Genomic DNA, 18,873 nt, shown 5'->3' on the forward strand with positions numbered 1-18,873 from the left:
TACCCATCAAAGCCGTGGAGAAGATGCAGCGTTCTGGTCATCCACTTTGAATGGTGGGTCTTGACCCACCCTATGGGGTGGAGCGTTAGCGTGGCGGTGATAGGGTGGGTCTAGACCCACCCATCAAAGCCGTAGAGAGGAATGCAGCGTTCTGGTCATCCATTTTGAATGGTGGGTCTTGGCGGGGACGCCGAGTCACACCCTATGGGGGTCCTGCCCAGTCGGGAGGGTAGAGGCCTTGCGCGACGTAGCGGTGGAAGGTGGACCATGGCCAGTCTGCGAGTCGGGTTACATAGCCGTGCTTGATCGGATTGATATGTACATAGTCGATGTGCGCGCGCAGGTTTTGCGGGTTTTCGATGCGATGTTCCCAATACCGACGCTGCCAGATGCCGCGTTCGCCACGGTTGGCGCGGCTGGGGGAACGTGCTTCGTCCATGGGTAGTGATCGCGAGAACACGCTTTTGATCAGCCGCCAGCGAACCCCGAAATCATCATCCGCCGGTGGCAGCTCCAGCACGCAATGCAGGTGATTGGGCATCAGCACCCACGCATGCACCGTAAACGGATGTGTATCCCGCACGGTTCTGACCGCAACACCCAGCCCGCGCGCATGGCGGGTCAGCAAGTCCAGAGACGGGTCTTCCAGATTGACCGTAAAAAACGAAACAGCGCCACCGCGTCGCAAGCGTAAATAACGCGACATTGCTCCCTCCGGCAAAAGCGCCAGCGTAGACCGCCGCAGTGCCTCAACCCGAGCGCTAACGTCGCAGCGATTGATGCGGATCAAGCCGCCCGCCCAGCCACGGCCTACAGACCAATGTCATGGTTTTGGCTATAATCCCGCCACTTCCGGGGAGCGCTGCAAGTTGTGGTTGTGATCCAGCCATGCCCCAGGCCCGGAATTCTCAACGGCGCTCACCTGATCAAACCGTGCCGGACACGGGCTTCAGGTGTGCGTACCGCCATCCCTGCCCAGACCGGCCACATCGTAAAGGACGTTCAGATGAACGCTGTGGCTGATAGCAAATTCTCCGATTTCAAAGTTGCCGACCTGTCGCTGGCCGACTGGGGCCGCAAGGAAATCCGTATCGCAGAAACCGAAATGCCTGGCCTGATGGCCGTGCGTGATGAAGCCGCTGGCCGCCAGCCGCTGAAAGGCGCGCGCATTGCCGGTTCGCTGCACATGACCATCCAGACCGCCGTGCTGATCGAGACGCTGCAAGCGCTCGGCGCCGAAGTGCGTTGGGCGTCGTGCAATATCTTCTCGACACAAGACCACGCCGCCGCCGGTATCGCGGCCAATGGTCACAACGGCGTGGGTACGCCGGTGTTCGCGTTCAAGGGCGAATCGCTCGAAGAATACTGGGCCTTCACCCACCAGATCTTTGAATGGCCCAATGGCGAATACGCCAACATGATTCTGGATGACGGCGGCGACGCCACGCTGCTGCTGCATCTGGGCGCGCGGGCCGAATCTGATCTGTCCGTGGTGGCCAACCCCACCAACGAAGAAGAAACCGTGCTGTACGCCGCGATCAAGGCGCAGGTAGCCAAAGATCCGAAGTGGTACTCCACGCGTCTGGCGCAAATCCAGGGCGTCACCGAAGAAACCACCACGGGCGTGCATCGTTTGTACCAGATGCATGAGCAAGGCAAGCTGGCTTTCCCGGCCATCAACGTCAACGATTCGGTCACCAAATCCAAGTTCGACAACCTGTACGGCTGCCGCGAATCGCTGGTAGACGGCATCAAGCGCGCTACCGACGTGATGATCGCGGGCAAAGTGGCGGTGGTGCTGGGTTATGGCGATGTGGGCAAGGGTTGCGCGCAATCGCTGCGTGGCCTCGGCGCTACCGTGTGGGTCACTGAAATTGACCCGATCTGCGCCTTGCAAGCCGCCATGGAAGGCTACCGCGTGGTGCGTATGGATGACGTCGCCGGCCAGGCCGATATCTTTGTAACCACCACCGGCAACGTCGGCGTGATCAAGCATGAGCACATGAAAGCCATGCGCAACAATGCCATCGTCTGCAATATCGGTCACTTTGACAGCGAAATCGAAGTGGCGTCGCTGCGTCAGTACGAGTGGGACAACATCAAGCCGCAAGTCGACCATATCGTCTTTCCGGACGGCAAGCGCATCATCCTGCTGGCCGAAGGCCGTCTGGTTAACCTGGGTTGCGGCACCGGTCACCCGTCGTTTGTGATGTCCAATTCGTTTGCCAACCAGGTGCTGGCGCAAATCGAATTGTTTACCAAGCGCGAGCAATATCCGGTGGGCGTGTATGTGCTGCCCAAGCATCTGGACGAGATGGTTGCGCGGCTGCATCTGGCCAAGATCGGCGCTAACCTGACCGAACTGAGCGATGAGCAAGCCGCGTATATCAGCGTGCCGAAAAACGGCCCGTTCAAGCCGGCGCACTATCGTTACTAAGCGGCTTACTGGCCCAGGTGACCACGGCTGGAGGGCTTGCCTGGGCAGGCCGTCCGTCCTGAGATAAACCGACGTTTGTCTCATCCATGCAAAACGGTCCGGCTGGACCGTTTTGTTTTACCCGCAAAATGTAATCCGATGCACTAACGTACGGAATACAGCGCCAGCCGAGCTTGTCGACTTCATTAGCGTTCGATAATGTAGGCGACTTATGCCCTTTGCATACTGCGACCACAGGATCCCCCGTCAGGAATTATGGAAGACCTCTCTGCCCCATTTTTACTGGAACCAGTCTGGCGCGGTGATGGGGCCTGGACGGCCTTGCGGGCGCATAGTCCGGCCTCCCAGTTAAAAGACCTGGCAGCGATGCTGGCGCAGCATGATCTTGCGGCGTGGCCGGTGTACTGGCGCCCCGAGCCGGGCACCGCCGATGTGGCCGCCGAAACCTTGCCGTCGGGCATTCATGCGCTGCTGCCGCCGGATGCGCCTTTGCAGGGCGGCGCCCGGCGTTTGTCCGCCACGCATACTCCCCCCGCGCCCGCCCTGGTCAGCGGCGTGGTGCACACCGGCATTGCGCTGGGTTTGCCGCACGATGTCTGGAGCACCGGGCCGTGGCCGCGCACCGGTCAGGCGGCGCAGCCAGCCTCCCGCAATCCGGCGCAGCCGGTGTTGTTGCAACTGCTCAGCCTGATTGTTTCTGACGCGGATACCGAAGAACTCGAAGCAGTATTTGCCCGCTCGCCGCAACTGGTGTTGCGCTTGCTGCGGCTGGTCAACTCGGTCGCCGTGTCGGGCACGCGCAAAGCGCAAAGCCTGCATCAAGCCATCGCCGTGCTTGGCCGCCGCCAGTTGCGCCGTTGGTTGCAGCTGTTGTTATACGCGGAGCAATACGTGCCCGATGGTGGCGTGCCGCCCTTGCTATTGCTGGTTGCCTTGCGCGCGCGGCGGCTGGAAAGCTGGGCCGCTGCGGGCTGGATCGGCAGCGTATCGGCCGACGCCGCTTTCCTCGCAGGCATGTTGTCGTGTCTTGATGTGCTGTTTGGCGAACCGTTGCCCGCACTGCTTAACGATCTGCCGCTCGATCCGGTTTTGCTGCGCGCTTTGCTGGATGGCGAAGGCGAGCTCGGCCTCGCCCTGCAGCGGGTGGCGCAGCTGGAAGCTGCCGATCTCAGCGTGCTGGCCCACTGGCCCGCAGCGCACACGCTGGAGTGGCGCCACACCGAAGTCGCTACCCTGGCGTGGGTTTATCAACTGGCGCGGAGCATGGCATGACGCCCATCCCGATCTCGCCCCAACCGCTGTTTGCCTCACTCGACGCCTCGGTCATCACGCTTGATCTCGACGGTTATGTGCTGGCATGGAGCCGGGGCGCGGCGCGACTGTTTGGTTATGACGCCGACGACATCATCGGCAAACACATTCTGGTGCTCTACGCCGACGAAGACGATCACGACGCCGAGTTGTTCAACACGGTGTTGACGCAAGGCAGCGGCGAGATGGAAGTCAAACGCCGTCGCAAAAATGGCGAGACCTTCTGGGCCAGCATGCATCTGTCTCTGGTCCGCGACGACGCGGGCGCACCGCTACACCTGATGGGGTATGTGCGCGACATCACCGACCGCCTTGAAGCCGAAGAAAAAAACCGCTTGTTTGGCCTGGTGTTTGAACAAGCCAGCGATGCCGTGGTGATCGTCGATCTGCAGCATCGCATTGTGCGGGTTAACCACGCCTTCCAACGCATCACCGGTATTCCGGTCGCCATCGCGCGCGGCCAGCAACCCACCTTTTTTGCCGCGCTGGCTTCAGATACCCGCGTGTATTCCTTGATGCAGGCGTCCCTGGTGGCCACCGGCCATTGGGAAGGCGAGCTCTGGGATACGCGGCTGGATGGCAGCAGTTATCCGCTGGCGCTGGCTTTGTCGAGCGTGCGCAATCAGGTGGGCGAAATCACGCATTACCTGGCCATCTTCTCTGATCTGACCGAACGCAAAGCTGCTGAAAAACAGATCCACCAACTGGCCTATTACGACGCGCTCACCACCTTGCCCAATCGGGCGATGTTGTTTTCGCTGATCGAACAAGCGCTGGCCGAAGCGCGTCGCAACAGACAACACGGCGCGCTGCTGTGTTTTAACTTGTCCGGTTTCAAGGACATCAACGATTCGTTTGGCCATGCCATTGCCGACCGTTTGCTGGTTGATCTGTCGGCCCGCATCCGCGAATGTCTGCGCGAAGAAGACGTGGTGTCGCGCTTTGGCGCGGACGAGTTCTATATTGCGCTGTTCGATATTGAACAACGCGAAGACGCGGGCGTGGTGGCGCGCCGCGTGTTGCATGCGCTGGCCGAACCGTTTGAGCTGGCGCTGGATGGGCAAACGCAATCGGTGATGTTGTCGGCGCATATCGGCATTTCGGTGTATCCGGATGACGCGCAAGAGACCGAACGCCTGATCAACGAAGCCGCTGTCGCCATGTATCGCGCGCGCCAGGGCAACCACGACGTGCTGTTTTATTCGTCCGAGATGAACCGCCGTTCCCTCGAACGCATCAAGCTGGAAACCGATTTGCGCTTTGCGCTGGATCGGCGCGAATTTGAACTGCATTACCAGCCGCAGTACGACGTGCGCACGCAACGCATCGTCGGCGCCGAGGCGCTGATCCGCTGGCGTCATCGCGACAAAGGTTTGATTTCGCCCGGCCTGTTTATCCCGTTTGCGGAAGAAACCGGCCTGATCGTGCAGATTGGCGACTGGGTGCTGCAGCAGGGTTTGCGCCAACTGGCCACGTGGCGCGCACAAGGCCTGCATTTGCCGCGCCTGGCCATCAATGTGTCCGGCCTGCAATTGCGCAGCGGCTTTGCCGATAGCCTGATGGCGCATCTGGCGCAATGGCAGGTGCCGCCGCAGCAACTTGAGCTGGAAATGACCGAAACCATTCTGATGCGCGATAACGAACGCATGACGCAGATGCTGGGCACGTTAAGCGAATCGGGCCTGCGCTTTGCGCTGGATGATTTCGGCACCGGTTATTCCAATCTGTCGTATCTGCAGCATTTCCAGATCGACTTGCTCAAGATCGACCGTACCTTTGTACAAGGCTTGCCGGACAACAGCCGCGATGTGGCGCTGGTCCGTTCCATGGTGCAGATTGCGCAGAACCTGGGGCTGGGCGTGATTGCCGAAGGCGTCGAAACCGCAGCGCAAGCCGAGTTTCTGAGCGACTTGGGCTGCAATCTGATCCAGGGCTACTACTACCATCCCGCCCTGCCGGCCGAACAACTGACCGAACTGCTGATTGCCCAGCAAGGCGGCGACGGCGCAGCGGATTAAGCAGCCGGCGCGTCGATTTCGCCTGCGGCGGTGCGTGCGTGGGTCAGAATCTGCCGCACCAGCTCGGCCGAGGTTTCGACGATCGAATACTCGTCCTGGCCGGGGCCACCCATCTTGACCCGCTCGTTGCGATAACGCATGCCGCTGGCAAACGGCGCCCGCCCCGAGGTGTGGTATTCGGTGCAGCCGGTGCGCGTGACCAGCTCGGCAATATTGTTAACGCGCACGCCCGCGCCGGGCATCACTACCAATCGCTCGCCGGCCGCCGCGCGCAGTTGTGCGATCAGATCAGCGCCTTCCAGGGCATTGGCTTCCTGCCCCGAGGTCAGCAGGCGGTTGCAGCCGGTGGCGATGATGTCTTCCAGCGCCTTGAGCGGATCACGTGCCACATCAAAGGCGCGGTGGAACGTTACCTGCATCGGCGCGGCCAGTTCCACCAGGCGTTGGGTGCGCGCCACGTCGATTTCGCCATCGGCGGTCAGCAAGCCTATCACCACGCCATCCACGCCGATTTTTTTGCAGGCCAGGATATCGCGCTGCATCACTTCAAACTCGACGTCGGAGTACAGAAAGTCGCCACCCCGGGGCCGGATGATGACGTTGAGCAATATCCACAATTTGTCGCGCGCGCTGGCGATGGCGCCATAAGACGGCGTGGTGCCGCCCTCGAGCAGGTTGTCGCAAAACTCGACGCGGCCCGCGCCGCCGTCTTGCGCCGCCAGGCACGAGGTGACCGAACCGGCGCAGATTTCCAGCAGGATAGACATGGTGGCTTCCTTCGATTTGATCGCAGCAGGATACTCGCGTCCGGCTAGCGTCTGACAGGGATTTCAGCAAGGGCAGGTCAGGCAGGGCGGGGTGGTGGGCGTACGGTGGGAGTGTCTTTCATGTCGTACTAGGAGCCCCACCATGTCCATGCAGAAACCCCCGCGCAGCGAGCCCGCCAACGAACGCAAACCCAATCCCATCCAGGCGCAACGCTTTCTGGGCGGCGTCGACTACCCCGCCAGCCGCGCCGAGATTATCGAACAGGCGCGCAAACACAAAGCGGATGAGCAGACGCTGGATATGCTGGAACATCTGCCCGACCAGCAATACGAAAGCCCCGCCGCCGTGAGCAAACAGATTGGGCAACAGCATTAGCGATCTGGCCGGGTCTGGACGCCACGCCCGCCCGGCCACGTTCGCATAGGGTGGGTCTAGACCCACCATTCAAAGTGGATGATCAGAACGCAGCATTCTTCTCCCGGGCTTTGAATGGTGGGTCTAGACCCACCCTATGGGGCCAGCTCGGCGCTGCGGACGGTGACGCCTGCCCGGTCGCTGCGCATAGGGTGGGTCTAGACCCACCCTTCAAAGTGGATGACCAGAACGCAGCATTCTTCTTCAGGGCTTTGAATGGTGGGTCTTGACCCACCCTATGGGGCCCGCTTGGCGCTGCGGACGGTTACATCCGCCCGTCGCTGCGCATACGATGGGTCTAGACCCACCATTCAAAGTGGATGATCAGAACGCTGCATTCTTCTTCGCGGCTTTGATGGGTGGGTCTTGACCCACCCTATGGCACCAGCAGCAGCGTGGCGCCGCGGACGATGGCCCAGACCAGTGTGGCGGCCAGCACGCCGCCCAGCCATAGCGCCACGGCCCAGAGCATGCGTCGCGTGCCGGGTCGCATCAGTGGTAGCCCTCGTCGCCGTGGCGTACCTTGCCGCGGAACACCCAATAGCCCAGCCCGGTGTACAGCAAGATGATCGGAATAATGATCACCGCGCCCACCAGCGCAAACGCCATGCTGGAATGCGGCGCGGCGGCTTGTTCAAACGTCAGCGAGGGCGGCACCACATTGGGCCAGATGCTGATGATAAAGCCCGAATAGCCCAGCCCCATCAGCGCCAGCCCCAGCAAAAACGGCAGCTTGTCATTGCCCTTGTCCACCGCGCGCCAGATACCGAACACGCACGCCAGCACCAGAATCGGCACCGGCAGAAAGTAAAACAGATTGGGCAGCGTAAACCAGCGCGCATACACGGCGGGGTCGGCCAGCGGCGTCCACAGGCTGACGATGGCGATCACCAGCAACAGGATCAGCGTTAGCGGCTTCATCAGCACAAACATGCGTTGTTGCAACTTGTGGTCGGTCTTCATCAATAGCCAGGCGCAGCCGAGCAGCGAGTACGTCATCATCAGCGCCATGCCGGTAAAGATCGAAAACGGCGAAACCCAATCAAAGCTGCCGCCCGCAAACTGGTTGTTGGTGATCGGAATACCCTGCAGATACGTGCCCAGCGCCACGCCCTGAAAGAACGTCGCCACGGCCGAGCCGCCCATAAATGCCAGATCCCACAAAGGCCGCGTGCGCGTGGCTTTAAGCCGGATTTCGAACGCCACCCCACGGAAAATCAGCCCGGTCAGCATCAAGATCAGTGGCAGGTACAGCGCAGGCAGGATGGTGGAATACGCCACCGGAAACGCCGCAAACAAGGCCGCGCCGCCCATCACCAGCCACGTTTCGTTGCCGTCCCACACCGGCGCCACGGTATTCACCATCACATCGCGGTCATGCTGGTCGGGGAAGAACGCAAACAGCAGCCCGATGCCCAGATCAAATCCATCCATCACCGCATAAATAAACACGCCCAAGGCAATGATGCCGGCCCAGACGGTGGCCAGATTGAGCTCCATGGCTTATTCCTCGATATCTTGATCGACCGCCGCAATCGGGTTGCGACCCTGGCTGGCGACGCTGCGGTTGGTCTGTTGCGCTTCTTTGTGCGTGTCTTCCAGCTGCGGGCCGGTGCGCAACAGCTTGAGCAAGTAATAGATGCCGGTGCCAAACACCAGCGTATACGCCACCACAAAAATCAGCAGCGACACGCCCACCTGCTGCGCCGACACCGGCGACACCGCGTCGCGCGTGCGCAGCAAGCCGTACACCACCCACGGCTGGCGACCGGCTTCGGTGGTGATCCAGCCCATCAGCAAAGCGATCATGCCGGCGGGCCCCATCAGCACCATCCAGCGCAGATACCAGCGGCTTTGATGCAGCTTGCCCATGCGCCGCAACAGCAAACCTACCGCCGCCGCCAGGATGGTAAGCACGCTCAGCCCCACCATGATGCGGAACGACCAGAATACGATCAGCGAATTGGGTCGGTCTTGTGGCGCAAATTCTTTCAGGCCTTTGATTTCGCCATCCCAGCTGTGGGTGAGGATCAGGCTGCCCAGATGCGGAATTTGCAGCGCGTAATGCGTGGTCTCCGTCGCCATATCAGGAAAGCCGATCAGATTAAGCGCGGTGCCGCCTGTTTCGGTTTCCCACAGGCCTTCGATGGCGGCGATTTTGGCGGGCTGGTGTTCGCGCGTATTGATGCCGTGCGCGTCGCCCACCAAGGCCTGGATCGGCGTGGTGACCAGCAACATGCCCAGCGCCATGCCAAACATCTTGCGGATGGCGGCGTCATCACGCCCGCGCAGCAAATGCCACGCGCCGCTGGCAGCGACGATGCAAGCGGTTTCGATAAACGCGGCCAGCGTCATATGCACCAGCCGGTACGGAAACGATGGGTTAAAGATGATTTCCAGCCAGTCGCGCGGTACCACCCGGCCCGCTTCAATCGCGTAACCGGCGGGCGTGTGCATCCACGAGTTGGAGGCCAGAATCCAGAACGTCGAGATCAGCGTGCCGACGGCCACCGCCAGCGTCGCGCCAAAGTGGGCCTTGGGGCCCACGCGGGTCCAGCCGAACAGCATGATGCCGAGAAAGCCGGCTTCCAGAAAAAACGCTGTCATCACTTCGTAGGCCAGCAAGGGCCCGGTGATGGCCCCGGCAAAGGTGGAGAAGCGGCTCCAGTTGGTGCCGAACTCGTAGCTCATCACCACGCCGGACACCACGCCCATGGCGAAGCCGACCGCAAACACCTTGCTCCAGAACAGATACAGGTTGCGATACAGCGGGTTCTGCGTTTTGAGCCAAAGCCCTTCCAGCACCGCCAGATAGCTGGCCAGCCCGATCGACAGACCCGGAAAAATAATGTGAAACGAAACGGTAAACGCAAACTGGATGCGGGCGAGATCCAGTGCAGACAGTGCGGTCATAGTGGGGGCTCGGACGCTGGGTGAGGGGTTGCTGGCCGGCAGCCGGGGATTGCCCGACCAGCCAGCCAGCGGCGCGTCAGCGGAAGGTCATCCCGGCGCAGGACGCTCAGGCGCGCTGGCGGCCATGGGGAAATCCTCCGTTGCCGCGCCCGTTGCCAAATCTGGCCGAAGATCACGTTAACGTATGTCGCACGTTCGGCCATCCGCATGAAGGTGGATGTCTGACAATATCGCAGGCTAGCGTGGCGCGGGCCACCAGCTGGGAAACAAGGCCTGGATTTCGGCGCGGCCAAAGCGATCGTCAATCAGGTGGATGGTGCCTTTGTCATGTGGCGTGCGGATGACACGGCCTGCGGCTTGCACCACTTTCTGCATGCCGGGCCAGGTGTATGCATAGTCGTAGCCCGCGCCAAACAGCACCTGCATGCGCTGGCGGATTTGCTCGTTGATGGCGTTGACTTGCGGCAGGCCCAGGGTGGCGACAAATGCGCCGATCAAACGCTCGCCCGGCAGATCGATGCCCTCGCCAAACACGCCGCCCAAAACCGCAAAGCCCACGCCGCGTCCGCCGTCTTCAAAGCGTTCGATAAAGCGGGTGCGACTGGCTTCATCCATGCCGCGATCCTGGCGCCAGTACGGAATGTCGGGCTGGCCCACATCAAACGCATCGGCTACTTGCTGCAGATATTCAAAGCTGCTGAAGAACGCCAGATAGTTGCCGGGCTGGTGCGCGTATTGTTCGCCAATCAATTGCACGATGGGCGCGACTGACGCGGCACGATGCGTGTAGCGGGTCGAGATATGTGGCGCGATCCGCACATCCACCTGGTCCGGGCTGAACGGCGCGGGCACATCCAGCCAGACGTGGTTATCGGGCAAGCCCAGCAAGCCGGAAAAATAATGATGCGGCGACAAGGTGGCGGAAAACAGCGTTACGCTGCGCGCCGCGGCAAAGCGCGTGCGTAAAAACGGCGCGGGCACCACATTGCGCAGATTAAGGCTGCTGTTGCGGCCGTCTTGCGTGGCATCAAACAGCGAATGCTCGCTAAAGCTGTCGGCCAGCGCAGTAAACCGCAGCGCATCAAAGTAAAAGCGCTGCAACGTGCTGTCCGCGCCTTGCTCGGCGCCGGTCAGGTATTCGGTGATGGCGGCGATGGCTTCTTGCAGCGCGTTGGTTAGCGCCGAGGGCGGATCGCCCAGTTCGGTATACAGCGCGGCGGTTTCCGGCAGGGTTTTGCGCCAGGCGTTGGCTACGCGCGTGAGCGAACGTTTGAGCGGCGCGGGCGCGTGTTTGCGCACGTCCTTCAAGGTGGCCTGGTCCAGACTGGCGCTGTACATGCCGCGACCGCGCTCAACCAGGTTGTGCGCTTCATCCACCAGCACGCCCACTTGCCACTGGTTGCGCTGCGTTAGCGCGTAGAGCAGCGCGCTGCTATCAAAAAAATAGTTGTAATCACCCACCACCACATCGGCCCAGCGCGTCAGTTCCTGGCTCAGGTAGTAGGGGCAGATTTCATGCGCGGCGGCCACTTGCTGGATGCGCGCCTGGGTTAGGCTGCCCGTTTCTTTTAACCCCGGTTGCAGCGCATGAGCGCGGGCGGCGGGCAAGCGATCGTAAAAGCCCTGCGCCAACGGACAAGAACCGCCATGGCAGGCGCGATCGGGGTAAACGCAGGCTTTATCACGCGCCACCAGTTCCAGCGTGCGTACCGGCTGCGCTTTGAGCGTGCGCATGGCATCCAGCGCCAGTTGCCGCCCCGGCGTGCGCGCCGCCAGATAAAACACTTTATCCAGCCCTTGCGCCGCGCACGCCTTCAACAACGGGAACAGCGTGCCCAGCGTTTTGCCGATGCCGGTGGGCGCTTGCGCCAGCAAACAGCGGCCGGTGCTGGCGGCTTTGAACACCGCTTCGGCCAGATCGCGCTGGCCCGGGCGGAATTGCGCATGAGCAAAGCCCAGTTGCGCCAGGGCGGCATCGCGCGTGCGCCGGTGCACCAGTTCTTGCTCGGCCCAAGCGAGGAAGGCGGCGCATTGCTCGTTAAAAAACGCTTCCAGTTCGGCCGCAGTATGGCGTTCGCTCAGCACGGTTTCTTTCTGGCTGACGATATCGAAATACACCAGCGCCACATTCAGTTCTTCCAGCCCGCGTTGCTGGCACAGCAACCAGCCGTAGATGCGCGCCTGCGCACTATGCAGATGCCGATGGTTTTCTGGCTGGCGGCTCAGATCGCCGCGATGGGTTTTGATTTCTTCCAGCTGATTGCGCGCGGCATCGTAACCATCGGCGCGACCGCGTAAGTGCAACGGGCCGTATTGGCCGGTAAGGGTAATTTCGCGCTCATAACCATTGGGCCGGCGCCCGGCGACGGTGGCGTGGCCCGCCATGCCTTCGCTGGCGCTGGGCGCCGGGGTAAAGCGCACATCCAGATCGCCTTGCTTGGCGGTAAATTCACACAGCTCGCGCACGGCCACCTGATAGATCGGGCCGAGGTGGCTGACGCTGGCGACTTGCGGCTCGGGTGCGCTCATGCCCACGTCACATAACACACGGCCATCGGCATACCATGGTCGAGGCAGTAGTTAAGCCAGCGCGTCTGGTTGTCTTGCAGCCGGTCGCCGGGGCCTTTGACTTCGATCATGCGATAGCGGCGTTCAGTGGGCCAGAACTGCACCAGATCGGGAAAGCCCGAGCGATTGGTGGTGATGTCGCACAACATGCGCTCAAACCACAGCCGCAAATGCGCGGCGGGCAGGCAATCCAGCGCCAAATCCAGCCGGGTTTGATCGATGACGGACCACGCGACAAAGCCACTCTGAATGCCGGCTTTTTCGATAAAGCGCTGGCGGATGGTTGCCACGTACTGGCCGCTTTCCAGCTGGGCCAAGGCGGCATCAAACAAAGCCTGGCGCCGCTGGCGGAAATGCGGGCTGGCCAGATCGGCGGGCGTGAAATGGAAGGGATGGAAAAACGCCCCGGCAATCGGCGCAAATAACGCAGGCCAGCACAACAAGCCAAACAAGGCGTTGATCAACGTGTTTTCGACGTACATGACCGGCGCGTCGTCGCAATGCAGATGCGCCACCACGGCATGTTCCACCGTTAACGGCGCGGGCGGCTGCGGCAGACACAGGTCGATGCGCTCGACGGCCGCTTTGCGGCTTTTGCGGATGATGGGCGCACCGGTGGCGCGCTGCAGCCGCGGCAACATGCGATGCAATTGCTGCACGCTGACTTCATCGCAATCATGTTGATTTAACAAAGCCTGTGCCGCTTGCAGCGCTTCGGCGTGACGGCCCTGACGTTCGAGTACCCGCACGGTGCGCACGCGGGCGGACGGATCAATGCTGAGCGCATACATGCGGGCGGCGTCGTCCCATGCGGCCTGGCGTTCAAACTGCTGCCCCAAAGCGTACAAAACGCGGCCACGGCGCTCTTCCAGCCATGGGTTATCCAGCTGCAGCTCGGTGAGCAAGGCGGCGATTTCTTCACACGGCGCGCCGTCTTCAAAGCGGGAACGGCAGTCGTGCAGATACAGGTAGTGATCCACGTCGGCGCGGCTGCGGAACACGCGCGCTTCGGCCGGGATATCGACTTTTTCGTAGCGATATACGCCTAACTCGGCCAATACAAATTCGCTGAGGTCCTGACGCAGATTGCCAAAAAACATCAGCCGCAAGCGATCACATAAAGGGCGCAGATCAAGCTGGTACAGCGTGTCTGCTGGATACCACTGGCTGAAGGCCTGGGCCTCGGGCGCGATGCTGGCCCAGGTGGCAAGCAGCGCATCTTTGGCCAGCCGCGCCGTCGAAGCCTGCGGCGGCAATTGCGACAACACCTCGGCACGCGTTAACAACGGCGCCACTTGGGCCAGCGTCAGCAGTGGATCGGCGCTGATCCAGCCGGCCCCCAGCAAGGGCTGCGCGGCGGCGCGGGTGTCGCCGATCTCCACATAGTTGAGCTTGCCCGCGCGAAACCACTCGCCTTTACGCATCACCATACGCACCAGCAAAGCCTGCGACGCATGCGGCAAGCGCGCAAAACCATCGACAAACCCCAGCTCGGCGGGCAGCAGCAAATCGGCATAACGCGTGCTGATCCAGTCGAGCAGCACACGAAAATTGTCGAGGTAATAGAAGGGGTTGGGTAACGCAGGCAGCATGCCGGGGGCGCAAGACGGATGTAGAACGAATGTTCGGGATGATAACGGCGCGGGGCTTGGCGGAGAAGCCTGCGGCGACGGGTGGGCGCATTACGAAACCTGAAATTGGCGACGCGGCTGCGAGGTGTTTGTTACATTGATGGTTCCCGGATCGGGAAGCATCATGCTGCGCAAACGATCTTCCCGGCGGCCGGATCCATGCGCTTGATCAACACTTCGATACTGGACAAGTTCCAGCGCGAACATGCGGACGTGCGGGCCGCGCTGGCGTTCTGGCGGGTCGAGGTTGAAAACGCAGACTGGACGCGGCCGCAAGACATCAAGGATCGCTTTGCGCATGTCGATTTTCTTGCGGGCAATCGGGTGATCTTCAATATCAAAAGCAATCACTATCGTCTGGTGGTCATCGTGTTTTATCTGGACGGCATAGTGAGCATTGATTGGGTGGGCACGCACGCGCAGTACGACAGGCAGCGTTTTTAGAGTTGCAGCCCGGGGGGAATGCAGATTGGATACGATCAAAATCATCAAGACCGAGGCAGAGTGCCTGGCGGCCGGGCGGCTGCTTAATCAGATGATGCTTGAGAACAATCCAGCGGAGCGCGACCGTATGGAACTGCTGATGCTGGTGATCGAGGATTACGAGCGGAAACACAGCCCTACGCCGGTGGTTGATCCGATTGGCGCCATCGAATTCCGGATGGAGCAGATGGGGATGACGCAGAAAGATCTTGCGCCCTACGTCGGCGGGGCCAATCGCGCCTCGGAATTACTGGCGCGCAAGCGACCGTTGACGCTAGCCATGATACGTAGCCTTCATCATGGCTTGGGCATTCCAGCGTTCAGCCTGCTTGGGCCCGCGGTGCCGCTCGATATCAGCCGTCCGCCAAAACTGGATTATTCAAAATTTCCGCTGGCCCAGATGCATGAACGCGGACTGTTCGGCCTGCCGCGCAATACGCCGCAACGCGTGCTGCGAGAACAGGCAGAAGAGCTGGTCACCGCCTTTCTGGAACGCCCCGGCGCCGCAAAGGCGGGTCCGGCCGTGGGGCCGAGCTTTTTACGCACCGCCGCGGGCCAGCGCGGTGTTCGTGACCTCGACCGTTATGCGTTGCTGGTGTGGATGACGCAGGTGCGCCGCATCGCGCAGCACACTGAAATTGTCCGGCCGTGGCATGAGCGCGCGCTAACCACAGCATGGCTTACCGAGCTGGCTCAGCTCTCGCGTTTTGAAGACGGGCCTTTGCGCGCACGCGCCCGGCTGGCCAGCGTGGGCATTGCGTTGGTCATCGAGCCGCAGTTCCGCGATTCGTGGCTGGATGGCGCTGCGATGCTGGAACAGGATTACGCCGTTATCGGCCTGACGCTACGGCATGACCGGCTTGATCATTTCTGGTTTGTACTGATGCACGAGCTGGCCCATCTGAAAGGGCATTTAAGTCAGGCGCGGCCTGAAATTGCCGACCACCTCGATGACAAGATGCGGCGCGCGGACGCCATTGAGCAAGAAGCGGATGCGATCGCGTTCGAAGCCCTGGTGCCACAAGCCGCCTGGATGCAAAGCGCAGTGCGGCACAGCCATACGCTGGTCGATGCTGAAACGCTGGCGCAGCAACTGAATATCGCGGTGGCCGTTGTTGCCGGGCGCGTGCGGCGTGAAACCGGAAACTGGCGTTTGCTATCTGGGCACTTGGGAAAGGGCACTGTGCGGACCATGTTCGACGTCCGGGCGCCGCAATAAAAAACTCCCGCCACAGCGGGAGTTTTTGTCATGCCAACCTCAGCGCCGAAATCAGGCCGCCATGCGCACGATCTCGGTGTTGAGCGCTGCCAGCACCATGCGGTGGCGGGCGTCGAGTTCGTTGAGCTGTTCCAGCAACTGCGTATCCATTTCTTCCAGCTCTTCGATACGGCCTTCCAGCGTGTCGGTGGCTTTGTGGATGCGCTTGATGCTTTCCAGACGGCGACGCAGTTGCAGCTGATGTTCGCGCACTTGCGTTTCCATCGGTGCCATCACCGCCTTCAGCCAGTTTTCGACGTCGCGGTTGGCAACTTCAAACACAGTGACCACGCGGCTGGCCACGGTTTCAAAGAACTTGGCGGTAATGCGATTGCGGCCGGTGGTCAGCAGGTGGCTGATGGTGTTGAAGTGCTCGCGGAAGGATTTTTCCAGCCGCGCCATTTCTTTGTGGTACTTGAGCGTGGAGAACGGCGGCGGCGTCACCTGGCCCAGGCCGTGTTCTTCGCTAAACTTTTTGTACATGGCCGCCATCATGGCCTGGATTTCGGCCACTTGTTCGGCCGAGCGGGCGATGTTGGCGTTGGTGTCTTTAAAGAAGCGCTCCATCACCGCGCGCAGGCCGCCTTCGCCAAACGAGAACCAGGTGCGTTCCATTTCGTCGCGAATGCGGGCGATTTCGGCTTTGAGCGCGTCCATGCCCAGCAGGCTCATCAGCTGGTTGGTCTGCTGGCTGAAAATGCTGCGCAAAGCCTGGAAGCGCACCAGGCCTTGTTCAAAGTGGCGTTTGTCGGCCTGGACCTTGTCCATCATCTGCACGACCACGTCCTGATTCTTGCCGCGCAGCCGCGACAATTCTTCCAGCTGTTCCTGCAGACCGTTGCGGCGCGCGGTCAGGATCTGGCGCGTGGCCAGCACGATGTCATCGACCTCGGTGATGGTGCTGTCGCGCACGATGTCTTGCTTGGCCGGCAGCAACTCGCCCGACAATGCGGCTTCGAGCGCACCCAGACGCGCGCGATCGAGCAGGGCGTCGTCGTGCTGCACTTTGGCCACCAGCGCTTTCTGCGCCGAAATCGGATAGACATGGCTGGTGGGCACGCCCAGCAGCTCGGCCGTGGTTTGCACCTGACGGCTGATTTCGCCTTCGATTTCTGCGCCGGACTTCAGGTCATCCCACAAGCCATCTATCTTGTTGAGCACCACCAGCCGGCCGCGCGCGCCACCTTGCGCCTTGCCGATATGGTTGCGCCACACATCGATGTCGCTCTTGGTCACGCCGGTATCGGCGGCCAGGATAAACAGGATGGCGTGCGCATTGGGCAGCAGATTCAGCGTCAGTTCCGGCTCGGTACCGATCGCGTTCAGGCCCGGGGTATCGAGAATGACCAGACCCTGTTCCAGCAAAGGGTGCGGAAAGTTGATCACCGCATGGCGCCACGCCGGAATTTCGATCAGGCCATCGGCCCCGACCGCGATGCGCTGATCCGGATCGTTTTCGTCGTACAGACCAAACTGTTTGGCGACTTCAGTCGGCACGCGTTTGGTCTGGCCCACCTGGCGGAAGGCGCCGAGCATGGCTTCGGCGTTATCCAGATCAAGCAGGGTGGTGGCCCACTCGTCGGTGTAACGGCGATATTCGCTGGTGGTGACGTTTTGCAGCCGGGTTTCAATCGGCAGCAACTGGATTGAAGGCGGGCGGCTGGCGTCGTACAGGATTTCGGTCGGGCACATGGTGGTGCGGCCGGCGGAGGACGGCAGCACGCGTTGGCCGTAGTGCGCGAAGAAGATCGCATTGATCAGCTCGGATTTGCCGCGCGAAAACTCGGCGACAAACGCGATATTGAGCTTGTCGTCCTTGAGTTTTTCCAGCAGTGACTGGATGCGCATTTGCGTTTGCGCATCTTCCAGATCTTGTTCGTTCAACCAGCGCGAAAGCTGGGACACTTTTTGCGACAACTGACCGCGCCAGGCGCTATAGGCCTGAAAGTCGCCGACCAGGCGATCCGTCGAATCGACGTCGTTGACCGCGATTGCGTCGCGATGAAGAAATTCTGCGCTCATCTTTTTCCCGATTATCAAAGCTTGCTTTGTAGGCGCCGGGCGGCTGTGCGGGTGGCCGTCCGGGCGGGCGCAGACACGCTACGGTGTTTGGCGCCATGCGTGGGCTACACGCGTGTTTCAATCATTTAATCAACGGTATGCCTGGTTCTATCGCCACTGGCTTTAACCCCGTGGCATGGTATTACAGTCCGGCCATAGATACATATTTACACACTGTCTATCGGCTTATTTCTGACACTGACGGCAAAAAAACGTGGCGCGCTGGCCCTGCCGGATCTCGCTGATCGGCGTACCGCACTGGCGGCACGCTTCATCCGTGCGGCCGTAGGCATACGTTTGCAGCAAAAAATAGCCGGGGTTACCGGTGCTGTCGACGTAATCGCGCAGGGTGGTGCCACCTGCGGCAATCGCATCCGACAAAGTGGCTTTGATGGCCGCCACCAGCGCCACAATCTCGCGCTTTTTCAGGCTGTTAGCGGGCCGCTCCGGATGGATCGCCGAGCGGAACAACGCTTCGGAGGCATAGATATTGCCCACGCCAACGACCACATGTTGATCCATGATCGCCAGCTTGACTGCAGAACCCCGACGGGAGAGCTGCTCGCTGAGATAACCGGCATCGAAAGCGTCTGATAAAGGCTCGGGCCCCAGCTCAGCGAGCAATTTATGCGGCCCGGCGGTGGCCGCTTGCCACAACATGCAGCCAAAACGGCGCGGGTCTTTGTAGCGCAGGATGCGGCCGTCTTCGAGGATCAGATCAATGTGATCGTGTTTTTCCACCGCCCGCGCGGCCGTCACCAGCCGCAAGCTGCCGCTCATGCCCAGATGCACGATCAGCGTGCCCGCCTCAAAACGGAACAACAGATATTTGGCGCGGCGTTCCAGCTGCAGCACACGCTGGCCGCGCAGCAATTCCGGCAGTTCTTCCGGCACCGGCCAGCGCAGGCTGCGATTGCGGATGATGACGTCCTCGATGCGCGTGCCGGTCACAATATCGGCGATGCCGCGGCGGGTAGTTTCGACTTCTGGCAGTTCTGGCATCGGGGTCTA

14 protein-coding genes and 1 riboswitch are annotated in these 18,873 nt (G+C 61.1%); of the genes, 6 read left to right on the plus strand and 8 right to left on the minus strand.

Annotation, left to right across the window (positions count from 1 at the left end; genetic code table 11):
* Positions 1–202 precede the first annotated feature (202 nt).
* The gene (locus ACYQ1A_RS14835; RefSeq protein WP_062225492.1) at positions 203–706 is read right to left on the minus strand and encodes an REP-associated tyrosine transposase; all 504 of its coding nucleotides are present in this window, start codon (positions 704–706) and stop codon (positions 203–205) included.
* Positions 707–849: 143 nt separating this feature from the next.
* Positions 850–927: riboswitch (S-adenosyl-L-homocysteine riboswitch) on the plus strand.
* Between the two features lie 79 nt (positions 928–1,006).
* Here ACYQ1A_RS14835 and ahcY point away from each other — a divergent pair.
* From ahcY to ACYQ1A_RS14850, 3 genes are all read left to right on the plus strand, one after another.
* Positions 1,007–2,437 (plus strand): adenosylhomocysteinase, encoded by a 1,431-nt coding sequence (gene ahcY, locus ACYQ1A_RS14840; protein WP_053939689.1) that lies wholly within the window; start codon positions 1,007–1,009, stop codon positions 2,435–2,437.
* A gap of 255 nt (positions 2,438–2,692) precedes the next feature.
* A complete protein-coding gene (locus tag ACYQ1A_RS14845; RefSeq protein WP_499363188.1) occupies positions 2,693–3,709 on the plus strand; it encodes an HDOD domain-containing protein in 1,017 nt (338 codons plus the stop codon).
* Positions 3,706–5,766, plus strand: coding sequence for a putative bifunctional diguanylate cyclase/phosphodiesterase (locus ACYQ1A_RS14850; RefSeq protein ID WP_499363190.1), 2,061 nt, complete (start codon positions 3,706–3,708; stop codon positions 5,764–5,766). Before ACYQ1A_RS14845 ends, ACYQ1A_RS14850 begins: the two co-directional genes overlap by 4 nt.
* Here ACYQ1A_RS14850 and ACYQ1A_RS14855 read toward each other — a convergent pair.
* The gene (locus ACYQ1A_RS14855) at positions 5,763–6,533 is read right to left on the minus strand and encodes a copper homeostasis protein CutC (RefSeq protein WP_062224769.1); all 771 of its coding nucleotides are present in this window, start codon (positions 6,531–6,533) and stop codon (positions 5,763–5,765) included. The genes ACYQ1A_RS14850 and ACYQ1A_RS14855 overlap by 4 nt on opposite strands.
* 142 nt (positions 6,534–6,675) lie before the next feature.
* Here ACYQ1A_RS14855 and ACYQ1A_RS14860 point away from each other — a divergent pair, with 142 nt between their 5' ends.
* Positions 6,676–6,909 (plus strand): DUF2795 domain-containing protein, encoded by a 234-nt coding sequence (locus ACYQ1A_RS14860; RefSeq protein WP_499363193.1) that lies wholly within the window; start codon positions 6,676–6,678, stop codon positions 6,907–6,909.
* A 531-nt stretch (positions 6,910–7,440) separates the two neighbouring features.
* Here ACYQ1A_RS14860 and cydB read toward each other — a convergent pair.
* From cydB to ACYQ1A_RS14880, 4 genes are all read right to left on the minus strand, one after another.
* Entirely contained in the window at positions 7,441–8,448 is a 1,008-nt protein-coding gene (gene cydB / locus ACYQ1A_RS14865) for a cytochrome d ubiquinol oxidase subunit II (protein ID WP_499363195.1), read from the minus strand.
* 3 nt (positions 8,449–8,451) lie between these two features.
* The gene (locus tag ACYQ1A_RS14870; protein ID WP_499363197.1) at positions 8,452–9,861 is read right to left on the minus strand and encodes a cytochrome ubiquinol oxidase subunit I; all 1,410 of its coding nucleotides are present in this window, start codon (positions 9,859–9,861) and stop codon (positions 8,452–8,454) included.
* 237 nt (positions 9,862–10,098) lie between these two features.
* Positions 10,099–12,390, minus strand: a complete 2,292-nt coding sequence (locus ACYQ1A_RS14875; protein WP_499363199.1) for an ATP-dependent DNA helicase — start codon at positions 12,388–12,390, stop codon at positions 10,099–10,101.
* Entirely contained in the window at positions 12,387–14,021 is a 1,635-nt protein-coding gene (locus tag ACYQ1A_RS14880; RefSeq protein ID WP_499363201.1) for a VRR-NUC domain-containing protein, read from the minus strand. The genes ACYQ1A_RS14875 and ACYQ1A_RS14880 overlap by 4 nt, the downstream gene beginning before the upstream one ends.
* 198 nt (positions 14,022–14,219) lie before the next feature.
* On the opposite strand from ACYQ1A_RS14880, the gene ACYQ1A_RS14885 reads away from it, so the two are divergent.
* Positions 14,220–14,504 carry a type II toxin-antitoxin system HigB family toxin gene (locus ACYQ1A_RS14885; protein ID WP_499363203.1) on the plus strand — a complete coding sequence of 95 codons (285 nt, stop codon included), beginning with the start codon at positions 14,220–14,222 and terminating at the stop codon, positions 14,502–14,504.
* A gap of 25 nt (positions 14,505–14,529) precedes the next feature.
* Positions 14,530–15,762 carry an ImmA/IrrE family metallo-endopeptidase gene (locus ACYQ1A_RS14890; protein WP_499363205.1) on the plus strand — a complete coding sequence of 411 codons (1,233 nt, stop codon included), beginning with the start codon at positions 14,530–14,532 and terminating at the stop codon, positions 15,760–15,762.
* A gap of 51 nt (positions 15,763–15,813) precedes the next feature.
* On the opposite strand, the gene ACYQ1A_RS14895 is transcribed toward ACYQ1A_RS14890, so the two are convergent.
* Both ACYQ1A_RS14895 and mutM read right to left on the minus strand, forming a co-directional pair.
* Positions 15,814–17,823 (minus strand): dynamin family protein, encoded by a 2,010-nt coding sequence (locus ACYQ1A_RS14895; RefSeq protein WP_499363207.1) that lies wholly within the window; start codon positions 17,821–17,823, stop codon positions 15,814–15,816.
* 225 nt (positions 17,824–18,048) lie between these two features.
* Positions 18,049–18,864 (minus strand): bifunctional DNA-formamidopyrimidine glycosylase/DNA-(apurinic or apyrimidinic site) lyase, encoded by an 816-nt coding sequence (gene mutM, locus ACYQ1A_RS14900; protein WP_499363209.1) that lies wholly within the window; start codon positions 18,862–18,864, stop codon positions 18,049–18,051.
* Positions 18,865–18,873: the final 9 nt, after the last annotated feature.

Source organism: Silvimonas sp. JCM 19000 (assembly GCF_054652575.1).

Bases quoted from the DNA above. Each gene is read 5' to 3' on its own strand.
- ACYQ1A_RS14835 (WP_062225492.1), bottom strand. From the start codon at position 706: ATGTCGCGTTATTTACGCTTGCGACGCGGTGGCGCTGTTTCGTTTTTT.
- ahcY (WP_053939689.1), top strand. From the start codon at position 1,007: ATGAACGCTGTGGCTGATAGCAAATTCTCCGATTTCAAAGTTGCCGAC.
- ACYQ1A_RS14845 (WP_499363188.1), top strand. From the start codon at position 2,693: ATGGAAGACCTCTCTGCCCCATTTTTACTGGAACCAGTCTGGCGCGGT.
- ACYQ1A_RS14850 (WP_499363190.1), top strand. From the start codon at position 3,706: ATGACGCCCATCCCGATCTCGCCCCAACCGCTGTTTGCCTCACTCGAC.
- ACYQ1A_RS14855 (WP_062224769.1), bottom strand. From the start codon at position 6,533: ATGTCTATCCTGCTGGAAATCTGCGCCGGTTCGGTCACCTCGTGCCTG.
- ACYQ1A_RS14860 (WP_499363193.1), top strand. From the start codon at position 6,676: ATGTCCATGCAGAAACCCCCGCGCAGCGAGCCCGCCAACGAACGCAAA.
- cydB (WP_499363195.1), bottom strand. From the start codon at position 8,448: ATGGAGCTCAATCTGGCCACCGTCTGGGCCGGCATCATTGCCTTGGGC.
- ACYQ1A_RS14870 (WP_499363197.1), bottom strand. From the start codon at position 9,861: ATGACCGCACTGTCTGCACTGGATCTCGCCCGCATCCAGTTTGCGTTT.
- ACYQ1A_RS14875 (WP_499363199.1), bottom strand. From the start codon at position 12,390: ATGAGCGCACCCGAGCCGCAAGTCGCCAGCGTCAGCCACCTCGGCCCG.
- ACYQ1A_RS14880 (WP_499363201.1), bottom strand. From the start codon at position 14,021: ATGCTGCCTGCGTTACCCAACCCCTTCTATTACCTCGACAATTTTCGT.
- ACYQ1A_RS14885 (WP_499363203.1), top strand. From the start codon at position 14,220: ATGCGCTTGATCAACACTTCGATACTGGACAAGTTCCAGCGCGAACAT.
- ACYQ1A_RS14895 (WP_499363207.1), bottom strand. From the start codon at position 17,823: ATGAGCGCAGAATTTCTTCATCGCGACGCAATCGCGGTCAACGACGTC.
- mutM (WP_499363209.1), bottom strand. From the start codon at position 18,864: ATGCCAGAACTGCCAGAAGTCGAAACTACCCGCCGCGGCATCGCCGAT.